This is a genomic window from Collimonas fungivorans (assembly GCF_028292705.1).
Taxonomy (GTDB): domain Bacteria; phylum Pseudomonadota; class Gammaproteobacteria; order Burkholderiales; family Burkholderiaceae_D; genus Collimonas; species Collimonas fungivorans_B.
The window spans coordinates 1-24464 of sequence record NZ_JAQGLV010000161.1; the positions used below are offsets into that span (position 1 = coordinate 1).

Consider the following 24464-nt stretch of genomic DNA (forward strand, 5'->3'; position numbering starts at 1 on the left):
TACATTGCACTGAACAGCCTGAGCGAACTGTGGTCGCAGCAGGCCGCGCCGCTGCCGGCCTTGCAGGACCTGATCACGGCTGGCGAGCAGCTGCGCATCACGCCGGCGATCCGGCGTTTGTTCGAACCCGATGGCCGGGCCCGGCTGCATAACCATTACGGGCCTACCGAAAGCCATGTGGTCAGCGCCCAGGTGCTGGCCGCGCCGGCTAGCGCCTGGGAGGACCTGCCGCCTATCGGCCGGCCGCTCGACAACTGCCGCATCTATCTGCTGGACGCATATCTTCGGCCGGTGCCGCTGGGCGTCGCCGGCGAGATCTACATCGGCGGCGTGCAAGTGGCGCGCGCCTACCTGCAGCAGCCCGGATTGACGGCAGAACGTTTCATCGACGACCCGTTCCTCGCCGGAGAACGGCTGTACAAAAGCGGTGACCTGGGCCGCTGGCGCGACGACGGCTCAATCGCCTATCTCGGCCGCAACGATTTCCAGGTCAAGATCCGCGGCTTCCGCATCGAGCTGGGTGAGATCGAGGCGCAGCTGTCGCGGCTGGCCGGTGTGCGCGAAGCGGTGGTGATCGCGCGCGAAGACGTACCAGGGGACAAGCGCCTGGTTGCATACGTGGTGGGCGGCCAAGAAACTGCCGGACTCGATCCCGCCGCCATGCGCGCGCAGCTGAGCGAGAAACTTCCCGAGTACATGCTGCCGCTTGCTTTTGTGGCACTGGAGACGCTGCCGCTGACGCCCAACGGCAAGCTCGACCGCAAGGCGCTGCCCATGCCGGAAGGACAGGCTTTCATCCACCGCGCCTACGAGGCGACCATGGGCGACATCGAACAGACCCTGGCCGAGATATGGTCGGAACTGCTGGGCGTCGAGCGGATCGGCCGCCACGACAATTTCTTTGAACTGGGCGGCCACTCGCTGCTGGCGGTGCGCCTGATTTCGCAGTTGCGCGAACGGCTCGGCATCGAGCTGCAGCTGACTGCGCTGTTCACCCATCCGCAGCTGGATGAACTGGCCCATGAGGTGGCCGAGGCGGGCCAGAACACGCTTAGCGCCATCGCCAGGGCCGACCGCTCGGCGCCGCTGCCGCTGTCGTTCGCCCAGCAGCGGCTGTGGTTCATCGCCCGGGTCGACCCGGAAGCCAGCAAGGCTTATCACATTCCCGATGCGGTGCGGCTGCGCGGCGTGCTGGACAGGACAGCGCTGCAAGCCGCGCTTGACCGCATCGTCGAGCGCCATGAAGTGCTGCGCACGCGGTTTGTCGGCATCGGCGGCCAGGCGCGCCAAGTAATCGATGAGGCGCGCGGGTTCACGCTGGCGCAGCAGGAGCTGGAGGGTGCAAACGACGTCGAACTGGAGCAGATCTGCCGGCAGGAAGCCGGCTTGCCGTTCGACCTGGCGCTTGGTCCTTTGATCCGTGGCCGGCTGCTGCGGCTGGGCGCGGACGACCATGTGCTGCTGGTCACCATGCATCACATCATCTCCGACGGCTGGTCGGGCGGCGTGCTGACGCGCGAGTTTTCAGTCCTCTACGAAGCAATGCGCGCAGGCCAGTCCGACCCTTTGCCGCCATTGGCCATCCAGTATGCTGACTACGGCGTATGGCAGCGGCAATGGCTGCAGGGCCCGCTGCTGCAACAGCAACTGCAGCAGTGGGTGCAGCAGCTGCGCGGCGCCCCCGGGCTGCTGGACCTGCCTACCGACCGGCCGCGTCCGGCGATCCAGGATTACCGCGGCGCGAATATCGAAATCGCCCTCGACAGCCGGCTCAGCCAGGACTTGAAAGCGCTCAGCCAGCGCCACGGCACCACCTTGTACATGACCATGCTGGCAGCCTGGGCGACGGTGCTGGCGCGGCTGAGCGGCCAGGAACAGGTGGTTATCGGCAGCTCCCATGCAGGACGCAACCGGGTTGAGGTGGAGGCGTTGATCGGTTTCTTTGTCAACACCCAGGCGCTCAAGGTCGACCTGGCAGGACGCCCCAGCGTGCAAGCGCTGCTGGCCCAGGTGCGGCAGACCGCGGTGCAGGCGCAGAGCCTTCAGGATGTGCCGTTCGAGCGGCTGGTGGAAGCGCTCAATCCGGTGCGTTCGATGGCCCATCATCCCGTGTTCCAGGTGATGCTGTCCTGGCACAACACGCCCAAGGCGCCGCTTGAACTGCCGCAGCTGACGGTGGAAAGCGTGGGCGGTGCGCCGGACAGCGCCCAGTTCGAACTGTCGCTGGAGCTGCGCGAGAGCGGCGAACAGATCTGCGGCCAGCTGAATTACGCCACCGCGCTGTTCGATGAAGCGACGATTCGCCGCCATTGGGGTTATCTGCAGGCTGTATTGCAAGGCATGGTTGAAGACGAGAGCCAGGCAATCGGCCAGATCGACCTGCTGGGTCAAGCTGAACGCACCCTGGTGCTGGACACTTTCAACGACATGCATCGCGAGCCGCGGCAAGACACGTTGGTGCATGTGATGTTCGAACAGCAGGCAGTCGCCCAGCCCGATATAGTGGCGCTGGAATTCCAGGGCGCGCGCCTGAGCTACCGCGAACTCAACCAGCGCGCCAACCAGCTGGCGCACCACCTGCGCCGCCTCGGCGTCGGCCCGGAGCGGCGGGTTGCGATCTGCGCCGAGCGCAGCCTGGAGCTGGTGGTGGGGCTGCTGGCCACGCTGAAAGCCGGCGGCGCTTATGTCCCTCTGGACCCGGTCTATCCCGACGAACGGCTGGCCCACATGCTGCACGACAGCGCATCGGTGGTGCTGCTGACCCAGGAGAAATTGCGCCCACGCTTCGCACTGCCGGAAGGCTGTACCTGCGTGACGATGGATGCGGCGTCCTGGGGAAATTTGCCCTGGGGCGCCGCGCCGGTAACCAATCCGGATGCCGGCGAGACCGGCCTGTCCGGCTCGCACCTGGCCTACGTCATCTATACCTCAGGCTCCACCGGCATACCCAAGGGCGTGATGGTTGAACATCGCAACCTGCTCAATTTCCTGCATGGCATGGAACAAAACATCCACGGCCTGCAGCCCGATTGCCGCCGCATCGCCTGGAATTCCTCCTTCGGTTTCGACATGGCGGTCAAAGCCTGGGGCCAGCTGGCCTGGGGACGGACCTTGTTCCTGGTGCCCGAGGCGACCCGCCTCAACGCCGAAGAATTGCTGGCATTCCTCGAACAGCACGACATCGAGGCGATGGAATGCACGCCCTCGCACCTGCGCACCATGCAGGCCGCAGGTTTTCTCAAAGGCCGGGCGCCGGCGCTGCGCAAGCTGCTGCTGGGCGGCGAGGCGATCGATGCCGCCGCCTGGACGGCACTCAGCGCAGTGGACGGCGTCCTGTTCTTCAACATGTACGGCCCGACAGAGTGCAGCGTCGACGCCAGCTGCGGGCTGGTCGACGGCCGCCGGCCGCATATCGGCCATGTCATGCCGGGTGCGCGCATCTACCTGCTGGACCGGGAGCGGCAACCGGTGCCGCTGGGCTGCGTCGGCGAGATCTACATCGGCGGCGCAGGCGTGGCGCGCGGTTACCTAGAGCGGCCGGAACTGACCGCCGAACGTTTCCTGCACGATCCTTTTGCAGCCGGGACCGATGCCCGCATGTACAAGACCGGCGACCTCGGGCGCTGGCGCGAAGACGGCAGCATAGCCTACCTCGGCCGCAACGATTTCCAGGTCAAGCTGCGCGGCTTCCGCATCGAACTGGGCGAGATCGAGGCGCAGCTGCTGCAGATGGCGGGCGTGCGGGAAGCGGTGGTCATCGCCCGCGAAGACAGCCCGGGCGACAAGCGGCTGGTGGCTTACATAGTGGCGGAGCAGGACGCCGCCGCGCCCGATGCGGTTCGGCTGCGTGCGCGGCTCGGCGAGAAGCTGCCGGAATACATGCTGCCGGCTGCCTTCGTGCCGTTGCCGGTCTTGCCCCTGACGCCCAACGGCAAGCTCGACCGCAAAGCGCTGCCGGCCCCGGACGGCCAGGGCCTGGCGCAGCAGGCTTACACCGAGCCGCAGGGCGAAATCGAACAGATGATCGCCGCGCTATGGTCGGAATTGCTGGGAGTGGAACGGATAGGGCGCCACGACAATTTCTTCGATCTCGGCGGTTATTCGCTGATGATATTCCAGGTGATAGAAGGACTGAAGCAGAAGGGCTTCGACGTAGCGCTGCAAGATATCCTGCTGGCGCAGGAGCTGAGTACGCTGGCGCAACTGATTACGGTCAACCGTAACCAGCCCGATAAGCAAGCGAACGAGCAGTGGATCACCATCCGCAAAGGCGGCAGCCGGCGGCCGCTGATCTTCATCCACGAACCTAGCGGCGAGGTGCTGTCCTATGAGCGCCTCACTCGCCATATCGACGAGGAAATCGGCGTCTACGGCATCCGGGCCGACCGCAACGCCGTCACCGCCGACAGCAGCAACGAAGCGCTGGCCGCAAGCTACGTCCAGCTCATCAGGCAAGGCCAGCCGGACGGCCCGTATCGCCTCGCAGGCTGGTCCGCCGGCGGCGTGCTTGCGTACGAAGTCGCCAGGCAGCTGGTGGAGCAGGGGCAGGGCGTGGAATTCCTCGGCCTGATCGACAGCTGGCACCGCGGCGCAGCGGACCGTGGGATATCGGAGCTAGGCCTGAGCGACAAGCAGATGCTGCTGGTCGCTTTCATCGAATATTTCGGCTACAAGCTGGCCGATGACGAGGTTGCGCAAATCCTGTCAACCGCCGACCTGGTCTCGGCCATCGCCTGCGCCAGGGACAACCGCTGGCTGAAGAAGGAGATGAGCAGCGACGAGTTCGAAGCCAGGGCCGAGCTCTGGTTCAACCTGAGGGCGGCCGCGCACCGGTACTACGCCCAGCCGCTCGATGTCGCGGCGCACCTGTTCACCGCGCATCCGCCGGAGCCTACCGATCCGGCCAACGGCTGGAGCACCGTCCTGCGTAGGCGGCTGCAGGTCCATCCGATCGGCGGCGACCACTGGAGCATCATGATGGATCCTGCGCGCGCCGGACGGGTGGGAAGCGCCATTTCTTCCATCCTGGCCGGAATTGACGGAAAGGCCGCAAGGCCTGCCGAACCGGCGCTGCACGCTTCCGCAGTGGTGATCCGAACCGGCAGCGCCAGGACGCGCAAGGTGTTCTGCATCCCGGGCGCCGGCGCCAACGCTACCTCCTTCCTCGATCTGTGCGCCGGGTTCGCCGGCGACGCCAGTTTCATCGGACTGGAGGCGACGGGTTTCCTTGGCCTGGATGGAATGCCGCCGTCGGTGCAGGAGGCGGCGCGGCGTTATGTCGAAGCGATCAGGTCGATGCAGCCGGCCGGACCTTACCACTTGCTGGGCCATTCCTTCGGCGGCTGGATCGCGCTGGAGATCGCCAGGCAACTGATCCAGGCCGGCGCCGTGGTGGCCCCGGTGATGCTGGTCGATACGCAGGCGCCGCGCGCACACGGCCACGCCGGCCGCGACCAGGCCATGCATGAGTATGTCAAGTTGATGGACCTGAACCTCGCCGCCGGCCTGGGCGTCAGCGCCGCCGATCTCGCCGGCCGCGACCAGCCATCGCAGGTGCTGCTGGTGTTCGAAAAGATGAAGCAAGCCAGGGTGCTGCCGGCCAGGGCGCGGCTGGAGGACTTCGAGCCGGTGATCGAGATGTTTTGCCGGCAATGCGGCATCGGTTATCAGGCGGAGCAGCCGTTCGGCGGACTGCCGCTGCTGTTTTGCGCGGCGCCGGCCGATGAAGATGACGGCGTCGACCTCGATGCGTGGCGACGCCTCGAACCCGGACTCAGAGCAGTGCATGTCGACGGTAGCGATCATCTGTCGATCCTGAAGCCGCCGCATGCCGCACGCCTGGCGGAAGAGATCGGCAAACACTGGTATCTCGGCTGAGGCCGTTTTCAGGAGAGACGCAATATGCAGAACATTGTAGAAAATACCGCAGCAACGGTGATGGCCAGCACGGTTTTTCCAGCACTGGTGGAAGCCGATCCCGACCTTCCCGACTGCTACCGGTGGCTGGCGGCGTCAACCCCGGACCTGGGCAGGCTGCTGCTGCAGGCGGGCGCTGTCCTGCTCAGGGGGCTGCCGCTACAGGATGCGGAAGACTTCAGGCGGGCGGTGGCGGCGATGGCGCCGGAATTGCGCGATTATTCCGGCGGCACTTCGCCGCGCAGCCAGGTGGCCGACGGCGTGTATACCTCGACCGAATATCCGAAACACCTGGAGATCCCGCTCCACAACGAGATGTCCTACGCCAGCCGCTGGCCGCAGAGGTTGTATTTTTTCTGCAATACGCCGCCGGACAGCGGCGGCGAAACTCCGGTTGCCGATTCCAGGAAAATCCTGGCCGCGATGCCAGCCGATATCGCCTCGGAGTTCGAGCGCCGCCAACTGATGTATGTGCGCAACCTGGCCTCGGCCGAATCCAGGTACAACTCCTGGACCAAGGTTTTTCTCACCGGCGACAAGGCCAGGGTGGAAGCGTATTGCCGCGACATGGACATCGGTTTTGAATGGCAGGCGAACGGCGGCCTGCGCATCAGCGAAATCCGGCCGGCCTTGCGCACCCATCCGGTCACTGGCGAAGCTGTCTGGTTCAACCAGGCGCACCTGTTCCACGCCTCCAACACGCCGCTGGCGAGCAACCTCAGCGCGCAGATCGAGAGCGGCTTGCCGATGGCGGCCTATTACGGCGACGGCGGCCGCATAGCCAACGATACGCTGGCGGCCGTGCGCGAAGTCCTGCGTGGCGCCAGGACCCCGTTCCGCTGGCAGAGAGGCGATTTGCTGGTGGTCGACAACGTTTTGGCGGCCCATGGCCGCATGCCGTTCGACGGCCAGCGCCAGATACTGGTCGCCATGTCATGAAGCCGGCAGCCGGACCGGGCATTCCTTTTCAACTTCGCAATCCAGGGAAACCATGAATATTTCAAGCACCAAGCAAGAACCGCTTGCAGACTGGATCAGGCAGCACCGCAAGCAGACCGATGAAGCGCTATGGGCGGATGGCTACGTCCTGTTCCGCGGCTTCGAGGTCGGCGGGCTCGAGGGCTTCGAGCGCTGCGCGGAATCGGCCTGCGACACGCTCTACAAGCACTATGGCGACCTGCCGCTGGCCAGCGCCAGCGAGAATGTCTATTTTGCGACGCCTTACCCCAAGCATCTCGAGATCCAGTTCCATAACGAGGCTTCGCACACCAGCAGTTGGCCATCCCGGCAGCTGTTCTATTGCCTGCAGCCGGCGCCCGAAGGCGGCGAGTGGACCTTGTCCGACGGCCGCCTGGTGGCCAGCAAGCTGCCGGCGGCCATGCTGGACCGTTTCCGCCAGCAAGGGCTGGTCTACCGGCGCCGCTTCATCCGCGGGCTGGATGCATCGTGGGAACAGTTCTTCAAGGTCGACAGCCTGCAGCAGCTGAAGCAGAAGGTTGCCGCCAGCGGACATGAGATCGACGCGCCGTCCGAGAATGACGTTACGGTGTCGTACCGCACCAAGGCCCTGCTGCAAATCCCGGAACGCGGCACGGAATCGTGGTTCAACCAGATCCTGCTGCATCATCCCGATGCCTTGCCGCCGGAGGTGGATGCCTTGTTGAGCAAGCACTTCAGCCGCGAAAAGTTTCCGCGCACGGTGTTTTTCGGCGACGGCAGCAGCATCCCGCCGGACTGGATCAAGACCATCGATACGGTGCTCAACGAATGTTCGGTGCGGATCCAGACCCAGGCCAACGACGTGCTGCTGGTCAACAACCTGCTGCTGGCGCACGGACGCCGGCCGTATTCGGGCAACCGCCAGATACGGGTAGCGCTGGGCGACATGCGTGCGCACGGAGCGCTTTGAACGCAGCGGCCAACACAATCTTCAACATATTTCAGCAGGAGGCAGGATGATCAAGCGCCAGCATATAGTGAGCGATTTTTTCGGGGAAGCCGAAGCCATGCGCACGGCCTTTGATACGCGCGTCAAGGATTCGTACAAACAGACCGTCAACTGGCAGTATTTCTGCGCGCCGCAGATGTACACCTACCTGCGCACCGTGCCGCAGCAAGTGATTCCGGAACCGCTGTTGGGCCGCTTCATGCAGCACATGAGGCAGTGGTGCATAGACAACCTTGGCCTGATCCCCACCGGCGCACCCAATCTGCACCTGATGGTCAACGGCTGCACGTTGGGGCTGCACAGCGATTTCCACAACGGCACCTGGGGTTTCGTCTATTCGCTGACGCGCTGGCAGAGCCGGAAATTTTCCGGCGGCGAGACGCTGCTGATGCGGGACGGCGTGCCGAGCTACAAGAAACACCATGTCCACGGCGAGGTGCTGTATGAACTGGTGCCGGCCCATTTCAACCAGCTGCTGCTGTTCGACGACCGCATCGTGCACGGCACCCAGACCATCGAAGGCAGCATGGATCCGATCGAAGGACGCATCGCGCTGGTCGGCCACCTGCGCGCCACTTCGCCGCTGGTGACCGGTCCGCTGGACGCCGCCGCGGCGCGCAAGGTGGTCCTGGATTGCCAGCGCCGGCTGGGCGAGCAGCTCAGGGAGCACAAGGATGTGCAGGGCACGATCACCTTCAGGCTCGCGGTGACTGCGTCCGGCGCGGTCGAATCGGTTGCGGTGCTGACCGACAACCTGGTGACGGCGCTGGCCGGCTACGATGCTTCCGCCGAGGTGACGGCGGTCAAAGCCATGGTGCAACAGGCGGTAGCCGAACTGGTGTTTCCTTCGTCCAGCGGCAAGTCGTCGGTAGTGGCCGCGGTGCTGGTGCCGCTGCCGGACTTCCGGCCGATCGAAATCGTGGTGCCGCACGCCGGCCGTCCCGCCAGGCTGCAGGAATCGTTCAAGGCGCGCCTTAAGGACAGCGAAGCGCTCGGTTTCGTGGTCGACCTGGAAGGCGATACGTTTGCCGTGCGCGAACCCATCGCCGGCACCATCCGCATCGAGGCCAGCCGCATCGTGGCTGCATTCGATCCGCCGATGTGGGTGCCTTCCCAGCGCGACCAGTTCCAGGCGGCGCTGAGCGAAAACCTGGAATTCCTGGCGAAATACGGCGGCTGAACACGGCATCGTTGCTCAACTGGCGGTGGCACAAAATTAATATTGCAACATGGAAATATTGTGCTAATCTCAATCATGCAAGCGTATCAATCTTCTGGAGGAGCCCGTTGAAACGGGCCTGGTTTCCGAGTTGTCCCTGGTAGTTCCGAGGCAAGGGGAGCGACGATGAAAAAGCTGGGATTGGCCGACCTGATACGTCCATTGGCGGTAGATACCTTCATGGCGCGCTACTGGCAAAAGAAACCGTATGTGTGCCACGGTTCCCCGCAACGCTTCGCCGACATCGCCGCCATCCCGGAGCTGTCCAGCATCGATGCGCTGCTGGAAGCCTGGCGCGGCGACGCCGACGCCTGGGCCCCGCGCGACACCAAAAACCCGCTGATCAACGCCACCGCGCGGCAATTGCCGGCTTTTTATGAAAGCGGCTACACGCTGTACCTGAGCAAGGTGGAAGACCATGTGCCGGCGCTGGAGCCGATTGCGCGTGCGCTGGAGCGCGACCTCGGGCTGCGCCAGGACGATGTCTATTTCGAGGCGTTCATTTCGCAAGGCACCGGTTCGACCTTCCATTTCGATCCGAACGTCACCATCAACATCCAGCTGATCGGCAGCAAGCAGTGGAGCGTCGCCGCCAACCAGCATGTGGTCAATCCGCACGTCGGCTGGTCTTCCGGCGCGGCGGTCAACGAACACATGCAGCGCTATGCGCGCCAGCCGTTCCCGACCCGCATGCCGTCCAGCTGCAAGAGTTTCGAAGCCAAACCCGGCACCCTGGTGTACCTGCATCCGGGCTACTGGCATTGCACCCTCAACCACGAACCGTCGCTGTCCCTGCTGTTCACCATCAACCCGCCGTCCTGGACCGACCTGCTGATGGAAGAAATCAAGGAGCGCATGCTGAAGCACGACGCCGGCCGCGAGCTGGCCTTCGGCCTCGGTTCCACTGCGGGGCAGGAAGAAAAACGGCAGCGCCTGCAAAGCCTGATCGACGCCACCGGCGAGGCCGTGGCGACGCTCTCCGCCACGGCTTTGCTGGCCGACTGGGGCGGCACGTTTACCGCCTCGTTCGAGCGTAATCCGCAGATCGAATTCGAGATCGACAGCAGCCGCACCGACGATATGCTGGTCATGAAAGCGGGCCGCAGGCGCGAGCGCAGCATCCTGGCGCCTGACGCCCGGCAAGTGCTGCAATGGATAAGCGCGCGCAAAAAACCTTTCCACGGCCACCATGCGGTGCAGGCGCTGGGTGCGGTGGCGACGGCGCGCATAGGGGAGATACTGGAAGAGTTTGCCGAGATCGGCCTGATCCTGCGCAAGGATAATAGTTGATAAAAAAATATTCCTCCTGACCCATCCTGAACTTCCGAAGATCAAATAGCCCGAAAAATGAAAGCTATTTGCAAGCTTCGGAAGAGTATTGTCGACCGAAAATAATCATAATCAGGGAGACAATCGGCATGAAGACATTGTTTGCACTTCTTCTACTGGCGGCCATGGCGACCGCCGGCGCCCAGGAAAAGATCGTCATCGGACAGTCCGTGGAGCTGTCGGGCGAAGCCACCGGCAAGGAAAACATGGAGGGCGCGCTGGCTTACTTCGGCTCGGTCAATGCGCAGGGCGGGGTGCATGGGCGGACGATCGAGCTGAAATCCTATGACGACCAGCGCAAGCCGGAAACCACCAGGCTCAATACCGAGAAGCTCCTGAAGCAGGATAATGCGCTGGCGCTGTTCGGCTATCGCAGCACGCCGACGGTGGAAGCTGTCCTGCCCTTGCTGCAGGCGGAAAAAGTACCGCTGATCGCACCATTCTCCGGCGGCCAGAGCCTGCACCAGCCATTCAATCCCTACCTGTTCAACCTGCGCGCCAGCTACCAGGACGAAACCGCAAAAATGGTCGAACTGTTCAGTTCCCTGGCGATCCGCAAGGTGGCGATCCTGTACCAGGACGACAGCTTTGGCCGCGACGGGCTGGCCGGCTTTGAACGCAACCTGGCGGCGCACAAGCTGAACGCCGTGGTGACCGCGAGCTACGACCGCAAGGACCTGAAAATCGACAAGGCGGTCGACGCCATCATCGCGAGCAATCCGCAGGCCGTGCTGATGGCTTGCACGCCGTCGGCCTGTGCCGATTTTGTCAAGCAGGTCCACAAGAAGGGATTCCATCCTGCCTTCATGATGCTTTCCAATGTCAGCTCCGATAGCTTTTTCGAATCACTGGGCGAAGACGGCCGCGGGGTGAGCGTAATGCAGGTGATGCCGTACCCGAAGAATTTCGACGCCAGCGTGACGCGCGAATTCCAGAGCGTCCTGAAGGCCATGCCCAAGCCTCCGCCATCTTCTTATTCGACATTCGAAGGTTTTGTGGCGGCCAAGCTGCTGACTGAGGGGCTGCGCCGCGCCGGCCCCAATCCGACCAGGCAGAAACTGATGGCGGCGCTGGAAACCATGCGCGATTTCGACTTGGGCGGAGTGCGGGTATCCTACACACCGAGCAATCATGACGGTTCGAAATTCGTGGAAATGATCATGATCGGCAAACACGGCGCGATTTTGCGCTGAACACTGCAAGGAACAGCGTGGAAGCATTCGACGACGACCTCAGCAATTTCGAAGCGCATGGCGCCGCGCCGCTGCCCGCGGCGGGCGACCAGGGACATGTAGGCCACGACGGCGCCCGCATCTGGTACGCGACCTATGGCTCCGGGCCGCCGGTGATCCTGCTGCACGGCGGCCTCGGCCATAGCGGCAACTGGGGTTGCCAGGTTCCCGTGCTGGTCGCTTCAGGCCGTTGCGTGGTGCTGATAGACAGCCGCGGCCATGGCCGCAGCACACGCGATTCGCGGCCGTTCAGCTACGAGCTGATGGCGTCCGACGTACTGACGGTGATGAATGTCCTGCACATAAAAAAAGCGCCGCTTGTAGGCTGGAGCGACGGCGCCTGCACCGCCCTGGTGCTGGCCATGAAAGCGCCGACACGCGTCGGCGGCGTGTTTTTCTTTGGCTGCAACATGGATCCCGGCGGCGCCAAGGAATTCAAGCCGACGCCTGTCATCGACCGCTGTTTCAGCCGGCACGCCAAAGACTATGCCCAGCTGTCGGCCACGCCGGATCAATTTTCCGCGTTTGCCGAGGCGGTGGGGCTGATGATGAAGACGCAACCCAATTATTCGGCGCGCGACCTGGCCGAGATCAAAGTGCCGGTAGTGATCGTGCAAAGCGAACATGACGAATTCATCAAGGCCGAACATGCGGAGTACCTGAGCCGCAGCATTCCGGGTGCGGAGTTGATCCTGATGCCTGGCGTGAGCCATTTTGCGCCGCTGCAGCGGCCGCGGCAATTCAATGGTGTAATGCAGGCTTTCCTAGACAAGGTCGGCGCACTCCAGGAGCGATGACGATGCAGCAATCCAACTACTTGTTCTTCACCACCGGCTGCGAGCAGGCGCTGGCGTTCTACACCGAGTGCGGGCTGGGCCAGGTGGTCGAAGTCTTGCGCCACGGCGCTGGCGGCATCCCCTTGAAGAACGAGGCGATGCGCGGCAAGATTATGCATTCGAGATTCGAAGGACCGGGCGTCCTGTTTTATGCTTCAGACAACGACGACGCGGAACCCATGCGCGGTTCGGCGCACATCCTGATGACCGACAGCCGCGAGCAGACGGACCAGCTGTTCGAGCGTCTGGGGCAAGGCGCAAACATCACCACGCCGCTTGCCGTCCAGCCCTGGGGCGACTACTTCGGCAAGCTGACGGACCGTTTCGGCGTGCAATGGATGCTCAACTGTTCCGTCTAGGAATTCAGTAATTGCCTCAGCGTCGCCACCGTATAGTCGATTTCCTGGATGGTGGTGTAGCGTCCCAGTGAAAAGCGGATCGCGCTGCGCGCCAGCGCATCGGGCCGTCCCAGGCTCGACAGCACATAGGATGGGGCGGCGTTGGCCGAGTTGCAGGCGGAACCGGCAGAGACTGCGATATCGAGCAGCTGCGCCGCGATAGGCGTGCTGCCGGGAATTTCAAAACTCAGGTTCAGGTTGTGCGGAACGCGTTGCCGGCGATCGCCGTTGAGCACCACCCCGGGGCAATCGCGCAAGCCATCCCACAAGCGCTCCTGCAAGCTTCTTATCCTTGCATTTTCACTCTCCAGCAGCTTGGCGGCCAGGCTGAATGCTTCGCCCATGCCGACGATCTGGTGGGTAGCCAGGGTGCCGGAACGCATGCCGTTCTCATGGCCGCCGCCGTCGATCTGCGCTTCCAGCTTCAGCGACGGATCGTGGCGCACGAACAGCGCGCCTATCCCTTTCGGACCGTAGATCTTGTGGGCGCTGAACGACATCAGGTTGACTTTCAGGCTGCGCAGGTCGATGGCGACCTTGCCGGCTGCTTGCGCGGCGTCGACGTGGAACACGATATCGCGCCCGGCGCAAATCTCTCCCAGCTCGGCAACCGGCTGGATCACGCCGATCTCGTTGTTGACCATCATGACGGAAGCGATGATGGTGTCGCTGCGCAGCGCCGCCTTGAATGCTTCCAGGTCGACCAGGCCGTTCGGCTGCGGCGCCAGGTAAGTCACTTCGAAACCTTCGCGTTCCAGCGTGCGCATGGTGTCCAGCACCGCCTTGTGCTCGGTGCTCATGGTCACCAGGTGGCGTCCGCGGCCGCGCTCGCGCAAGACATGGGCGGCGCCTTTCAGCGCCAGGTTGTTCGATTCGGTGGCGCCGGAGGTCCAGACGATCTCGCTGGCCTGTGCTCCCACCAGCGCGGCTACCTGCCGGCGCGCCTGTTCTACCGCCGCCCTGGCTTCCCAGCCGAACGCATGCGAACTGCTGGCCGGATTGCCGAATTTCTCCGTCAGGTATTCGCACATCTTGACGGCTACCGCCGGATCGACCGGCGTGGTGGCTGAATAATCGAGATAGATGGGGAGCTGCAGCGTGGCTGCCGCGTGGGATTTGTCGGGTACTACGGTGGTACAGGCAGCAGTCATGATGGGAAATCCTGGAATGGCACGAGCGATACTTTACGCCGAAACCGTTATTTGAAAAACAAATATTACTTCATTTTGATATGTGTTTTTTGATTTCGCGATGCCTGAAAGCCAGCATCCACGTGGATTATTTTTGCATTTGCTTATGCGAAATGATTATACTCAAATCGAATACATACAATCATATAATCCGATAAACGTATATAGCGAATCTCTATGGACCTGAACCAGCTGGAAGCATTCTCGGCAGTCATGACGATCGGCAGCGTGACCGGCGCCGGGCGCAGCCTGGGGCGTTCGCAGCCGGCCGTCAGCAAGGCGCTGCAGGACCTGGAAAGCGAACTCGGTTATGCCTTGTTCGATCGCAACGGACCGCGTGTTACACCTACCGACAAGGCTTTCCTGCTGTATGAGGAAGTCGAGCGTTCACTGGTCGGCTTGCGCACGATACGGGAGCGGGCGTTGGAGATCGGCCGCGACGAACAGCAGCCGATCCACCTGGTGGCGACCCCGGCGCTGGCTTCGACGATCGCGCCGATGGCCTTGAAGCTGGTGGAATCCCAGGGCTTGCCCGAACACATCCATTTGCGCAGCGCTTCCGCCGAACAGGTAGTGCATTCCGTGCTGCACCGGACCGTCAACCTGGGCCTGACCAGCTTGCCGGTCGCCCATCGCGGGCTGGACCTGCACTGGATAGGCGAGGCGCCTTGTGTAGCGGTAGTGCGCGCCGACAGCGCGCTTGCCGATTGCGAAGTAGTCACCGCCGACATGCTGCGCGCCCAGCGGATCATCACGATGTCGAACCGCTACCGGCTGCGCCAGCGCATCGACAGCGCGCTCGGCAACGGCGGCGCGCTGGACGTGGCGATAGAAACCAACACCTCGTTCAACGCCATCATGGCCGCCCATGCCGGCCTGGGCGTGGCCCTGGTGGAGCCGATGACCGCGCTCGGCATGCCGATCAGCGGGCTGGCGGTGAAGCCGCTGGCGGTGAACATCCCGTTTTATTTCGGCGTCGTCACTCCTTACGGCAAGCCGATCGATGGCGTGACCCAGGCCTTGATCGCTGCGCTGGAGAGCGCCGCCAGGAATATCCTGCACGGCTTCGTCAAGCGTGACGCCGGCCAGCACGACGATTTGCTGTAAGCAGCTCGATTAACCCGTACCGATCATGCATACCCCAATGGACAAGCGACAACCGACATCAGCCCAGGAAGCCGGACTGGCGGCGCTGGAAGCGCGATTGCAGCAGGACCTGGCCTGGCTCGACCTGCCGGCCAAGTCCTGGGTGCCGCCCTTGGTGCGCGATGGCCAGCCAGTGCTGGAGGTAGCCGTCATCGGCGGCGGCCAGGCTGGCATGGCGGCTGCGGCATCGCTGAACCACCTGGGGATAGGCGCAGTGATCTTCGACCAGTCGCCGGCCGGCTTCGAAGGACCGTGGGCGACCACGGCGCGCATGGAAACCCTGCGCTCGCCGAAAAAACTCACCGGCCCGGCGCTGGGTTTTGCCGGGCTGACTTTCCGGGCCTGGCATGAGGCCCAGTTCGGGCTGGCGGCGTGGGAGGAACTGGACAAGATTCCGCGCCTGCAATGGATGGATTACCTGCGCTGGTACCGGCGCGTGCTGGCGCTCGATGTACGCAACGAACATCGCATCGAAGCCATACTGCCGCGCGCCGACGGCGTGGTGGAACTGCGCATTGCCGCTCCTGGCGGCGTCTCTACTGTACTGGCGCGGCGCGTGGTGCTGGCCACCGGGCGCGACGGCCTGGGCGGGGCTTACCTGCCGCAGCTGGCGTTGGATTTGCCGCGCCAGCGCTGGGCGCATTCTGCCGATGACCTGGATTACGCCACGCTGGCCGGCCTGCGCGTAGGCGTGATCGGCGCCGGCGCGTCCGCCATGGACAGCGCCGCCACCGCGCTGGAGGCGGGCGCCGCCAGGGTCGACCTGCTGATACGGCGGCGCGAACTGCCGCGCGTCAACAAGGGCAAGGGCGCCGGTAATCCGGGACTGACCAGCGGCCACCTGTATTTGCCGGATGAATGGAAATGGCGCATCCGCCACTACATCAATATCCAGCAGACGCCACCGCCCAGCGCCAGCGTGCAAAGGGTGTCCGCCTTTCCCAATGCGCGCTTCATCTTTGGCGCCGGCATCAGCCATGTCGCCGCCGGCGAAGCAGGGATGCAGGTGACGACTGCGCGCGGTGTATTCGATCTGGATTTCCTGATTTTTTCCACCGGCTTTCGCGTCGACTGGACCGCGCGTCCCGAATTCGCCGTCATCGCGCCGCACATCCGCAACTGGAGCGAGCGCTATACGCCGCCGCCCGGCGACGAAGATGCGGAACTGGCCGATTCTCCCGACTTGGGAACCGCCTTCGAATTCCAGCAAAAACAGGCGGGCGCCTTGCCCGGCCTGGAACGCGTCCATTGTTTCTGCTACCCGGCCGCGCTCAGCCACGGCAGCCTGTCCGGCGACATCCCGGCGATCAGCGACGGCGCGCAGCGGCTGGCGCAGGGCATCGCCGCCTTGCTGTATCGTGAAAACATCGATGCCCATTACCTGAACATCCAGCAGTACGACGAACCGGAACTGCTGGGCGATGAATGGACCGCGGCCGAACCGACGCCGGAGGAACGGCGATGAGCGGAGCGATCTTGCGCAGCGTGCTGCAGGCGCTGATGGTGGTGCTGCTGATGACGGTGATCGTGTTTTTCGGCTTGCACATGATCGGCAACCCGGTCGATATCCTGATCGGCCAGGACGTCGACCAGGTCGACCGCCTGCGCATCATCCACCAGCTCGGCCTGGACCAGCCGATCTGGCGCCAGTACCTGAGTTTCCTCAACGGCGCGCTGCACGGCAACCTGGGCAACAGCTTCGTCTATAACGAACCGGCCATCATGCTGATTTTCCAGCGCCTGCCGGCGACCCTGGAACTGGCGTTCGCGGCGCTGATCCTGGCGATACTGGTTGGCATTCCGCTCGGCCTGCTGGCTGGCCTGTTTCCCGACCATCCTTTATCGAAGATGGTGATGACCGGCAGCATCCTCGGCTTTTCCTTGCCGACCTTCTGGATCGGCCTGATGCTGATCATGGCCTTCAGCGTCTCATTGGGCTGGCTGCCTTCCGGCGGGCGCGGCGCCACGGCGACATTGTTCGGGGTCAAATGGTCTTGGCTGACGGCCGACGGCTGGCGTCACCTGATCCTGCCGGCGCTGAACCTGTCGCTGTTCAAGATTTCACTGGTGATCCGCCTGACGCGCGCCAATGTGCGCGAGGTGCTGCCGATGGATTTTGTCAAGTTCGCCCGCGCCAAGGGTCTGTCGCCGCTGCGCGTAGTGCTGATGTACGTGCTGCGCAACACCATGATCCCGCTGGTGACCGTGCTCGGCCTGGAGCTGGGGTCGACCATTGCCTTCGCCGTAGTGACCGAGAGCATCTTCGCCTGGCCCGGCGCCGGCAAGCTGATCCTGGACAGCATCAACGCGCTCGACCGGCCGGTGATCGTGGCGTACATGATGGTGATCGTCTGCCTGTTCGTCACCCTCAACCTGCTGGTCGACGTACTGTACAAGCTGCTCGATCCGCGCGTGCGGGTGGAGCTCAAGGCATGAGCGCCGCGGGCAAGCAGGCATTGCCGGAAGCGCTGGCCGGGATACAGGCGCCGGCCGCCGCGCCGCGCCGCGAATCGCCGTGGCGCCGCGTCCTGCGCGACTTCCTGGCGTCGAAATCGGCCCTGCTGGGGCTGGCGGTGGCGCTGGTGCTGATGGTCGCGGCGCTGGCCGCGCCCTGGCTGACGCCGCAGAATCCCTACGACCTGATGCAGCTCGATGTGCTGGATGCGCGCCTGCCCCCAGGCGCCGCCAACGGCCTCGGCACGTTTACCTACTGGCTGGGCACCGACGGCCAGGGCCGCGACCTGTATTCCGGCATCCTGTACGGCCTGCGCATCAGCGTCGGCATCGGCGTCGGTTCAGCCTTGATCGCCGGCGTGATCGGCACCCTGGCCGGCCTGCTGGCGGCGTATGCCGGCGGCAAGCTCGATACGCTGCTGATGCGGCTGGCCGACCTGGTGCTGTCGTTCCCGTCGATACTGGTGTCGATGCTGATTCTGGCCTACCTGGGCAAGGGCATCTTCAATGTGATGGCGACGCTGGTGGTGCTGGAGTGGGCGTATTACGCCCGCACCGCGCGCGGCCAGGCGCTGGTCGAACGGCAAAAGGAATATGTCGAGGCGGCGCGCGGACTGGGCGTTTCCGGCTGGCGCATCATGGTGCACCATATCCTGCCGAACTGCCTGCCGCCGCTGATCGTGGTCGGCACCCTGCAGATTGCGCGCGCCATCATGCTGGAAGCGACGCTCAGTTTTCTCGGCCTGGGCGTACCCATCACCCAGCCCTCGCTGGGGCTGCTGATCGCCAACGGCTACCAGTACATGCTGGCGGGTGAATACTGGATCAGCTTTTATCCCGGCATCGCCTTGCTGATCGTGATCGTCGCTATCAACCTGGTGGGCGACCGCCTGCGCGACGTGATGAATCCGAGGTGGCAGAAATGAGCACGCCGCCGACCCTGGAAGTGCGCAAGCTGCGCACCCATTTTTTTACCCGCGAAGGCGTGCTGCCGGCGGTCGACGATGTGTCGCTGCGGCTGGAGCGCGGCCAGATACTCGGACTGGTGGGCGAATCGGGTTCGGGCAAGACCGTCACCGGTTTCTCGATACTGGGACTGCTCGATCCGCCCGGGCGCGTGGTCGGCGGCCAGATACTGTTCCAGGGGCAGGACCTGCTTGCGCTGGACAAGCGCGCCTTGCGCCAGTTGCAAGGCAACCGCATCGCGATGATTTTCCAGGACCCGATGATGACGCTCAATCCGGTGCTGCGGGTGGAAGCGCAAATGATCGACGCCGTGCTGGCGCACAGCAAGGTCGGCCGGGCCCAGGCCCGAGAACTGGCGCGCCAGACCCTGGGCATGATGGGCATAGCCAGTCCCGACGAACGGCTGCGCGCCTATCCGCACCAGTTGTCGGGCGGCATGCGGCAACGGGTAGCGATCGCCATCGCCATGCTGCACAAGCCGGACCTGATCATCGCCGACGAGCCGACCACGGCGCTGGACGTGACCATCCAGGCGCAGATCCTGTCCGAAGTGCAGAACCTGGCGCGCCTGCATGGCACGGCGCTGATCTGGATCACCCACGACCTGTCGGTGGTAGCCGGCCTGGCCGACGAGATCGCGGTCATGTACTCCGGCCGCATCGTCGAACAAGGCAAGGTGTCGGAGGTGCTGGACCGTCCTTTGCATCCTTATACGCAAGGCTTGATCGGCAGCCTGCCCAGCAACAACCGGCGCGGTCAGCGCCTGCGCCAGATTCCCGGCATGGCGCCGAACCTGTTGCACTTGCCGTCCGCCTGCGCGTTTGCCGCCCGCTGCGAACGGGCCAGCGAGCGCTGCCTGCAGCGTCCGGAAACCAGCGAGCCGGTCAGCGGCCATCTGCTGCGCTGTTTCCATCCCGCGCTGCCGGCCGCTGCGACGGAGCCGCGCCATGGATAAGCCGACGCCGCTGGTGGAAACCAGGCAAGTCAGCAAGCGTTTCGGCGAGCGCTCGCCACGCCCGTTTGAAACCATGCTGCAGGCGCGCGGCTGGATGCGGCCGGCGGCCGTGACCCAGGCGCTGGACGCGGTCGACCTGCAAGTGCTGCCGGGCGAAGTGGTCGGCCTGGTCGGCGAATCCGGCTGTGGCAAATCGACCCTGGGCCGCATCGTCAGCGGCTTGCTGGCGCCATCGGCAGGGCAGGTGCTGGTCGACGGCGCGGATCGCCACGGCTTGAGCGCGCACGGCGAACAGGAAGCCAGGCTGAAGATCCAGATGATTTTCCAGAATCCCTACGCCAGCCTGAATCCGCGGCTGCGGGTCGACCAGATCGTCGGCGAAGCGGCGCTGATCCACGCCAAGGTCGACCGCGCAGGACTGGACGACTACGTCTGCGCGCAACTGCTGCAGGCCGGCCTCGATCCACAGTTGCGCGACCGCTATCCGCACCAGTTCAGCGGCGGCCAGCGCCAGCGCATCGGTATCGCACGCGCGCTGGCGGTGCAGCCGAGGATGCTGGCGTGCGATGAAGCGGTGGCGGCGCTGGATGTATCGATCCAGGCGCAGATCCTGAACCTGTTCATGGATTTGCGCGAGCAGCTGGGATTGACTTACCTGTTCATCAGCCACGACCTGGGTGTGGTCGAGCATGTCTCGGACCGGGTGGTGATCATGTACCTGGGCCGGGTGGTCGAAGCGGCCAGCGTCGACGACTTGTTCGCGCGCCCCAACCATCCCTACACCCAGGCCTTGCTGGCTGAAGTGCCGCGGCTGCAGGCGCGCAACAAGCTGTTTACCGCGATCAAGGGCGAAATTCCCAGCCCCTTGCAGCCGCCGTCCGGCTGCCATTTCCATCCGCGCTGTCCGCATGCTATGGCGCGCTGCCGGGAAGAGGCGCCGTTATTGAAAGAAATCGCGCCGGGACAGCGCAGCGCCTGCCATTTGAACGATGCCTGACACTACGCCCTGACATTACGCAGATACACACCAACCGAGGATGATGCAGATGAAAAATACGCTCCTTTCCAGCTTGCTGGCCTTAGCCCTGCTGGGCGCGGCCGCCAGCCAGGCCCAGACGCTGAATGTCGCCTTCGCCGACCCCTTGTCGTCGCTCGATCCGCAACTCAACAACCACGCCGGCGACCGCTCGGTCGACCTGCATTTCTGGGACCTGCTGGTCGAGAACAACTACAACAAGCTGCAGCCGGGCCTGGCTGCGAGCTGGAAGAATGTCGATCCCAAGACCTGGGAATTCAAGCTGCGCAACAACGTCAAATGGCAGGACGGCACGCCGTTTACCGCCGCCGACGTGATTTTCTCCTACCAGCGTGCACGCAGCGTGCCGGGCAGCGTGGCGACTTTCGCCGGTTACCTGCGCACGGTCGAATCGGTGAGCGCCAAGGATCCGCTGACGCTGGTCATCAAGACCAATATCCCGAATCCGGACCTGCCGCTGAACCTGGCTTCGGTGCATATCGTCAGCAAGCATGTGGGTGAAAAATCCAGCACTGAAAACTACAACAGCGGCGCCGCGGTAGTCGGCACCGGGCCCTACAAATTCGTCGCCTATACGCCGGGCGACCGCGTCGTCATGGAACGCAGCAACGACTATTGGGGCGCCAAGCCTGTATGGGAAAAGGTCAATTACCGCTACATCAACAACGCCGCCGCCCGCACCGCGGCGTTGCTGTCCGGCGATGTCGACGTGATCGACAAGGTCTCGGTATCCGACCTGGCACGGCTCAAGCAGTCGCCCAACGTCAAGGTTTTCCCATACAACGGCTTGCGCGTGCTGTTGCTGCAGCCGAGTTTCCACCAGGGCGCCAGCCAGTACATCACCGATAACAGCGGCAAGCCGCTGGAAAAAAATCCGCTGCTCGATGTCCGCGTGCGCCAGGCCTTGTCGCTGGCGATCAACCGCAAGGCGCTGGTCGACCGCATCCTGCAAGGCGCGGCTACCGAAGCCAACCAATGGATGCCGGCCGATACCTTCGGCTACAACCCGGACATCAAGAATATTCCCAACGATGTCAGCCAGGCCAAGAAACTGCTGGCCGACGCCGGTTTTCCGCAAGGCTTCAAGCTGACCATCCATGTGCCTAACGACCGTTATCCGCAGGCGCCGGAAACCGCCCAGGCGGTGGCCCAGTTCTGGACCCGCATCGGCGTCAAGACCCAGGTCGAGGTGGTGCCTTGGGCGTCTTATTCGGCGCGCGCCAACAAGAACGAATTCGCGGTCAGCATGTTGGCGTGGGGCAACGGCACCGGCGAAGCCAGTTATGCGCTGGTGAATGTGCTGGCGACGGTGGACGCCAAGAAAGGCCTGGGTGCATCGAACTGGGGGCACTACAGCAATCCCGCGGTGGACAAGGCGCTGGCCGATTCGACCGCCGAATTCGACGCCGCCAAGCGTGAAGCGATCCTGCGCCAGTCGGCCAAGGTTGTTTCCGACGATGCCGGGGTGATCCCGCTGTATCACTACCAGAATATCTGGGCCGCCAAAAAAGGCTTGAAAGTGACGCCGGTCAGCAGCGACCGCACCACGGCCATGATGGTGACCCAGGATGGCAAGAAATAAGATGCCAGGCCGATTGTTGCGGCATGCCGGGGAGGGCAGCGATGGCAATCCTTGAGATCAGCGTCGATCCTGTCGACAGCCTGATCGATGTAGAACGCCGCATCGTGGTGCGCGGCGCGGCTCCCGGCGAGCTGGTGGAAATAGGCAGCCGTACGCTGCGCGCCGGCGTCGCCTGGTCCAGCCGGGCCCGCTTTGCGGCGGACGCCCAAGGGCAGGTGGACCTGACGCAGGCGGCGGCGGTTGACGGCGCCTATGCAGGCATCTCGCCGATGGGACTGCTATGGTCGCAGACGCCGCAGCAGGCCGGCCAGCGTGAAGTGTTCAACGCCAGCGTGCAGGAACCGCTGCTTACCGAACTGACCGCCAGCGCTACCGGCGGCAGCGCCTCCGCGCAGCTGGTGCAACGCCTGTGCGGGGCCGGCGTGACGCGCAGGGTTGTACGCGAGCAGGGCCTGGTCGGCACGCTGTTCCTGCCGGCCGGCGCCGGCCCGCATCCTGCTGTAATGGTGCTCAACGGCTCCGGCGGCGGCATCAACGAGGCGCGCGCCGCGCTGTATGCTTCGCGCGGGTATGCCGCGCTGGCGCTGGCGTATTTCAAGGCGCCAGGCCTGCCGGACTATATCTCCAACACGCCCTTGGAATATTTCCAGGCCGGCCTCGGCTGGATGCGGCGCGAACTCAAGCCGCAGGCGGATTTTGTTGCCCTCAGCGGCCAGTCGCGCGGCGGCGAGCTGGTGCTGCTGCTTGGCGCCACCTTCCCGCAGCAGGTGTCGGCGCTGCTGGCTTATGTACCGAGCGCGCTGGTGCACAGCGCGCAAAACGCTGCCGATCCGGCCATCGGGCGCGAAGGGCCGACCTGGCTGCTGAACGGCCAGCCGCTGCCGCATCAGTGGCAAAACAACCGCACGGCCAGCTGGCAGCCGTTCGACCAGGGGCCGCCACCGCACCGGCACGCGCTGGCGATGCTGACCGCCCTGCAAGACCCGGATGCAGTAGAGCGGGCGCGCATTCAAGTGGAAAAAATCCAGGCCCCGGTATTGCTGCTGTCGGCCAGCGACGACGGCTCCTGGCCGTCCAGCCTGTATTCCAGGATGGTCAGCGACAAGTTGCAGGAAGCCGGCCATCCGTATCCGGTCAAATGGCAGGACTATCAAGATGCGGGCCACGCGATCCTGTTCCCGTATGTTCCGACCACCCAGCTCAGCTACGCCCATCCGGTATCCGGACGCATCAGCACCGGCGGCGGCCAGCCGGCAGCCAACGCCAACGCCGACCGCCATTCCTGGCAGCAGGCGCTGGCTTTCCTGCGGCAGGCTGTTGCGGTACACATATCCAGAAAGGAATCCTCATGACGACCCAAACCCATGACCTCGGACACGATGTCATCGACCAGCTGACCGGCCTGCAGCCGGGTGGCGGCACTTATGCCTTGCGCCACCTGCGCGAGAAAGTCGCCGCCGCCACCCAGGGCAGCTACGACACCCTGTTCGATCCGGCCCTGGCCGGCATCGGCCTGGACGAACGCCTGCTGGTGGCGTTGTATGCCTGCCGGCTGAGCGCCGCGCACGATCTGGCGGCGCATTACCGGCAGCGGCTGGAAGCGCTGGCAGTCGATACCGGGCAGCTGGAGGTCGCCGCGCAAGGCGCGCCGGAACAATTGCCGGCCGGCCGCCTGCGCGCCATGCTGAGTTATACGCGGGCCCTGACGCAGCGCCCGGTCGAGGGCGACAGACAAGCCTTGCACAGCTTGCCCGCCGCCGGCATCGGCACGCCGGCCGTGGTGGCGCTGTCGCAGCTGATTGCTTTCATCTCGTACCAGGTGCGGGTAGTCGCCGGCCTCAAGGCGATCGAACTGGCCGGCTCATCGGCAGGCAAGGAGACAGCATGAGCAACATCATCAAATCGCACGGCTTCACCAACGAAGTTTTGGAGTGGAGCGCATGGCTGGATGTGATCGACATCGACCACGCCACCGCAGACCAGATCAAGGTGCTGGAAGAAAGCCATCCCAAGGCCAAGGTGTCGGACTATTACCTGTTCCTCGGTCATCAGCCGGACATCCTGCGCCAGCGTTCGGCGGCTTTCAACGCCATCATGTATGCGCCGGGCGGCATGTCGCGCGCCGAGCGGGAACTGGGCGCGATGGTGGTGTCGCGCATCAACGGCTGCGTATATTGCGCCTCGGTGCACGCCCAGCGCTTCGAGCAGCTGGCCAAGCGCAACGACACCGTGCAGCAGGTGTTCGACGATCCCTACC

At 64.1% G+C, this 24464-nt stretch carries 19 protein-coding genes; 18 read left to right on the plus strand and 1 reads right to left on the minus strand.

Annotation, left to right across the window (positions count from 1 at the left end):
• The 8 genes from JWQ61_RS08530 to JWQ61_RS08565 all read left to right on the plus strand — a co-directional run.
• Nucleotides 1-5877, plus strand: a 5877-nt coding sequence (locus JWQ61_RS08530; RefSeq protein ID WP_304360147.1) for a non-ribosomal peptide synthetase, incomplete at its 5' end; no start/stop codon positions are given.
• Between the two features lie 24 nt (nt 5878-5901).
• The gene (locus JWQ61_RS08535; RefSeq protein WP_304360148.1) at nt 5902-6855 is read left to right on the plus strand and encodes a TauD/TfdA family dioxygenase; all 954 of its coding nucleotides are present in this window, start codon (nt 5902-5904) and stop codon (nt 6853-6855) included.
• Nucleotides 6856-6907: 52 nt separating this feature from the next.
• Nucleotides 6908-7825: a TauD/TfdA family dioxygenase gene (locus JWQ61_RS08540; protein ID WP_304360149.1), complete on the plus strand. Its 918-nt coding sequence runs from the start codon at nt 6908-6910 to the stop codon at nt 7823-7825.
• A gap of 46 nt (nt 7826-7871) precedes the next feature.
• Nucleotides 7872-9044, plus strand: coding sequence for a hypothetical protein (locus JWQ61_RS08545; protein ID WP_304360150.1), 1173 nt, complete (start codon nt 7872-7874; stop codon nt 9042-9044).
• Between the two features lie 165 nt (nt 9045-9209).
• A complete protein-coding gene (locus JWQ61_RS08550) occupies nt 9210-10373 on the plus strand; it encodes a cupin domain-containing protein (RefSeq protein ID WP_304360151.1) in 1164 nt (387 codons plus the stop codon).
• Nucleotides 10374-10501: 128 nt separating this feature from the next.
• Nucleotides 10502-11605: an ABC transporter substrate-binding protein gene (locus JWQ61_RS08555; RefSeq protein ID WP_304360152.1), complete on the plus strand. Its 1104-nt coding sequence runs from the start codon at nt 10502-10504 to the stop codon at nt 11603-11605.
• A gap of 17 nt (nt 11606-11622) precedes the next feature.
• Nucleotides 11623-12441 carry an alpha/beta fold hydrolase gene (locus tag JWQ61_RS08560; RefSeq protein ID WP_304360153.1) on the plus strand — a complete coding sequence of 273 codons (819 nt, stop codon included), beginning with the start codon at nt 11623-11625 and terminating at the stop codon, nt 12439-12441.
• Between the two features lie 2 nt (nt 12442-12443).
• Nucleotides 12444-12839, plus strand: a complete 396-nt coding sequence (locus JWQ61_RS08565; RefSeq protein WP_304360154.1) for a VOC family protein — start codon at nt 12444-12446, stop codon at nt 12837-12839.
• Here JWQ61_RS08565 and JWQ61_RS08570 read toward each other — a convergent pair.
• On the minus strand, nt 12836-14029 hold the full coding sequence (locus JWQ61_RS08570; RefSeq protein WP_304360155.1) for an IscS subfamily cysteine desulfurase: 1194 nt from the start codon (nt 14027-14029) through the stop codon (nt 12836-12838). The two genes, JWQ61_RS08565 and JWQ61_RS08570, sit on opposite strands and share 4 nt — an antisense overlap.
• A gap of 216 nt (nt 14030-14245) precedes the next feature.
• Here JWQ61_RS08570 and JWQ61_RS08575 point away from each other — a divergent pair, with 216 nt between their 5' ends.
• From JWQ61_RS08575 to JWQ61_RS08620, 10 genes are all read left to right on the plus strand, one after another.
• Nucleotides 14246-15175, plus strand: coding sequence for a LysR family transcriptional regulator (locus tag JWQ61_RS08575; RefSeq protein ID WP_304360156.1), 930 nt, complete (start codon nt 14246-14248; stop codon nt 15173-15175).
• A 37-nt stretch (nt 15176-15212) separates the two neighbouring features.
• On the plus strand, nt 15213-16679 hold the full coding sequence (locus JWQ61_RS08580) for an NAD(P)/FAD-dependent oxidoreductase (RefSeq protein ID WP_304360157.1): 1467 nt from the start codon (nt 15213-15215) through the stop codon (nt 16677-16679).
• On the plus strand, nt 16676-17650 hold the full coding sequence (locus JWQ61_RS08585) for an ABC transporter permease (RefSeq protein ID WP_304360158.1): 975 nt from the start codon (nt 16676-16678) through the stop codon (nt 17648-17650). Before JWQ61_RS08580 ends, JWQ61_RS08585 begins: the two co-directional genes overlap by 4 nt.
• Nucleotides 17647-18594, plus strand: coding sequence for an ABC transporter permease (locus tag JWQ61_RS08590; RefSeq protein WP_304360159.1), 948 nt, complete (start codon nt 17647-17649; stop codon nt 18592-18594). Before JWQ61_RS08585 ends, JWQ61_RS08590 begins: the two co-directional genes overlap by 4 nt.
• A complete protein-coding gene (locus tag JWQ61_RS08595; RefSeq protein WP_304360160.1) occupies nt 18591-19589 on the plus strand; it encodes an ABC transporter ATP-binding protein in 999 nt (332 codons plus the stop codon). The genes JWQ61_RS08590 and JWQ61_RS08595 overlap by 4 nt, the downstream gene beginning before the upstream one ends.
• Nucleotides 19582-20586 carry an ABC transporter ATP-binding protein gene (locus tag JWQ61_RS08600; protein ID WP_304360161.1) on the plus strand — a complete coding sequence of 335 codons (1005 nt, stop codon included), beginning with the start codon at nt 19582-19584 and terminating at the stop codon, nt 20584-20586. Before JWQ61_RS08595 ends, JWQ61_RS08600 begins: the two co-directional genes overlap by 8 nt.
• Before the next feature lie 49 nt (nt 20587-20635).
• Nucleotides 20636-22207: an ABC transporter substrate-binding protein gene (locus JWQ61_RS08605; protein WP_304360162.1), complete on the plus strand. Its 1572-nt coding sequence runs from the start codon at nt 20636-20638 to the stop codon at nt 22205-22207.
• A gap of 41 nt (nt 22208-22248) precedes the next feature.
• Nucleotides 22249-23559: an acyl-CoA thioesterase/bile acid-CoA:amino acid N-acyltransferase family protein gene (locus JWQ61_RS08610; RefSeq protein WP_304360163.1), complete on the plus strand. Its 1311-nt coding sequence runs from the start codon at nt 22249-22251 to the stop codon at nt 23557-23559.
• Nucleotides 23556-24095, plus strand: coding sequence for a CMD domain-containing protein (locus JWQ61_RS08615; protein ID WP_304360164.1), 540 nt, complete (start codon nt 23556-23558; stop codon nt 24093-24095). The genes JWQ61_RS08610 and JWQ61_RS08615 overlap by 4 nt, the downstream gene beginning before the upstream one ends.
• On the plus strand, nt 24092-24464 hold a 373-nt coding region (locus tag JWQ61_RS08620; protein WP_304360165.1), incomplete at its 3' end, for a peroxidase-related enzyme. The genes JWQ61_RS08615 and JWQ61_RS08620, both read left to right, overlap by 4 nt.

Bases quoted from the DNA above. Each gene is read 5' to 3' on its own strand.
- JWQ61_RS08535 (WP_304360148.1), top strand. From the start codon at position 5,902: ATGCAGAACATTGTAGAAAATACCGCAGCAACGGTGATGGCCAGCACG.
- JWQ61_RS08540 (WP_304360149.1), top strand. From the start codon at position 6,908: ATGAATATTTCAAGCACCAAGCAAGAACCGCTTGCAGACTGGATCAGG.
- JWQ61_RS08545 (WP_304360150.1), top strand. From the start codon at position 7,872: ATGATCAAGCGCCAGCATATAGTGAGCGATTTTTTCGGGGAAGCCGAA.
- JWQ61_RS08550 (WP_304360151.1), top strand. From the start codon at position 9,210: ATGAAAAAGCTGGGATTGGCCGACCTGATACGTCCATTGGCGGTAGAT.
- JWQ61_RS08555 (WP_304360152.1), top strand. From the start codon at position 10,502: ATGAAGACATTGTTTGCACTTCTTCTACTGGCGGCCATGGCGACCGCC.
- JWQ61_RS08565 (WP_304360154.1), top strand. From the start codon at position 12,444: ATGCAGCAATCCAACTACTTGTTCTTCACCACCGGCTGCGAGCAGGCG.
- JWQ61_RS08570 (WP_304360155.1), bottom strand. From the start codon at position 14,029: ATGACTGCTGCCTGTACCACCGTAGTACCCGACAAATCCCACGCGGCA.
- JWQ61_RS08575 (WP_304360156.1), top strand. From the start codon at position 14,246: ATGGACCTGAACCAGCTGGAAGCATTCTCGGCAGTCATGACGATCGGC.
- JWQ61_RS08580 (WP_304360157.1), top strand. From the start codon at position 15,213: ATGGACAAGCGACAACCGACATCAGCCCAGGAAGCCGGACTGGCGGCG.
- JWQ61_RS08585 (WP_304360158.1), top strand. From the start codon at position 16,676: ATGAGCGGAGCGATCTTGCGCAGCGTGCTGCAGGCGCTGATGGTGGTG.
- JWQ61_RS08590 (WP_304360159.1), top strand. From the start codon at position 17,647: ATGAGCGCCGCGGGCAAGCAGGCATTGCCGGAAGCGCTGGCCGGGATA.
- JWQ61_RS08595 (WP_304360160.1), top strand. From the start codon at position 18,591: ATGAGCACGCCGCCGACCCTGGAAGTGCGCAAGCTGCGCACCCATTTT.
- JWQ61_RS08600 (WP_304360161.1), top strand. From the start codon at position 19,582: ATGGATAAGCCGACGCCGCTGGTGGAAACCAGGCAAGTCAGCAAGCGT.
- JWQ61_RS08605 (WP_304360162.1), top strand. From the start codon at position 20,636: ATGAAAAATACGCTCCTTTCCAGCTTGCTGGCCTTAGCCCTGCTGGGC.
- JWQ61_RS08610 (WP_304360163.1), top strand. From the start codon at position 22,249: ATGGCAATCCTTGAGATCAGCGTCGATCCTGTCGACAGCCTGATCGAT.
- JWQ61_RS08615 (WP_304360164.1), top strand. From the start codon at position 23,556: ATGACGACCCAAACCCATGACCTCGGACACGATGTCATCGACCAGCTG.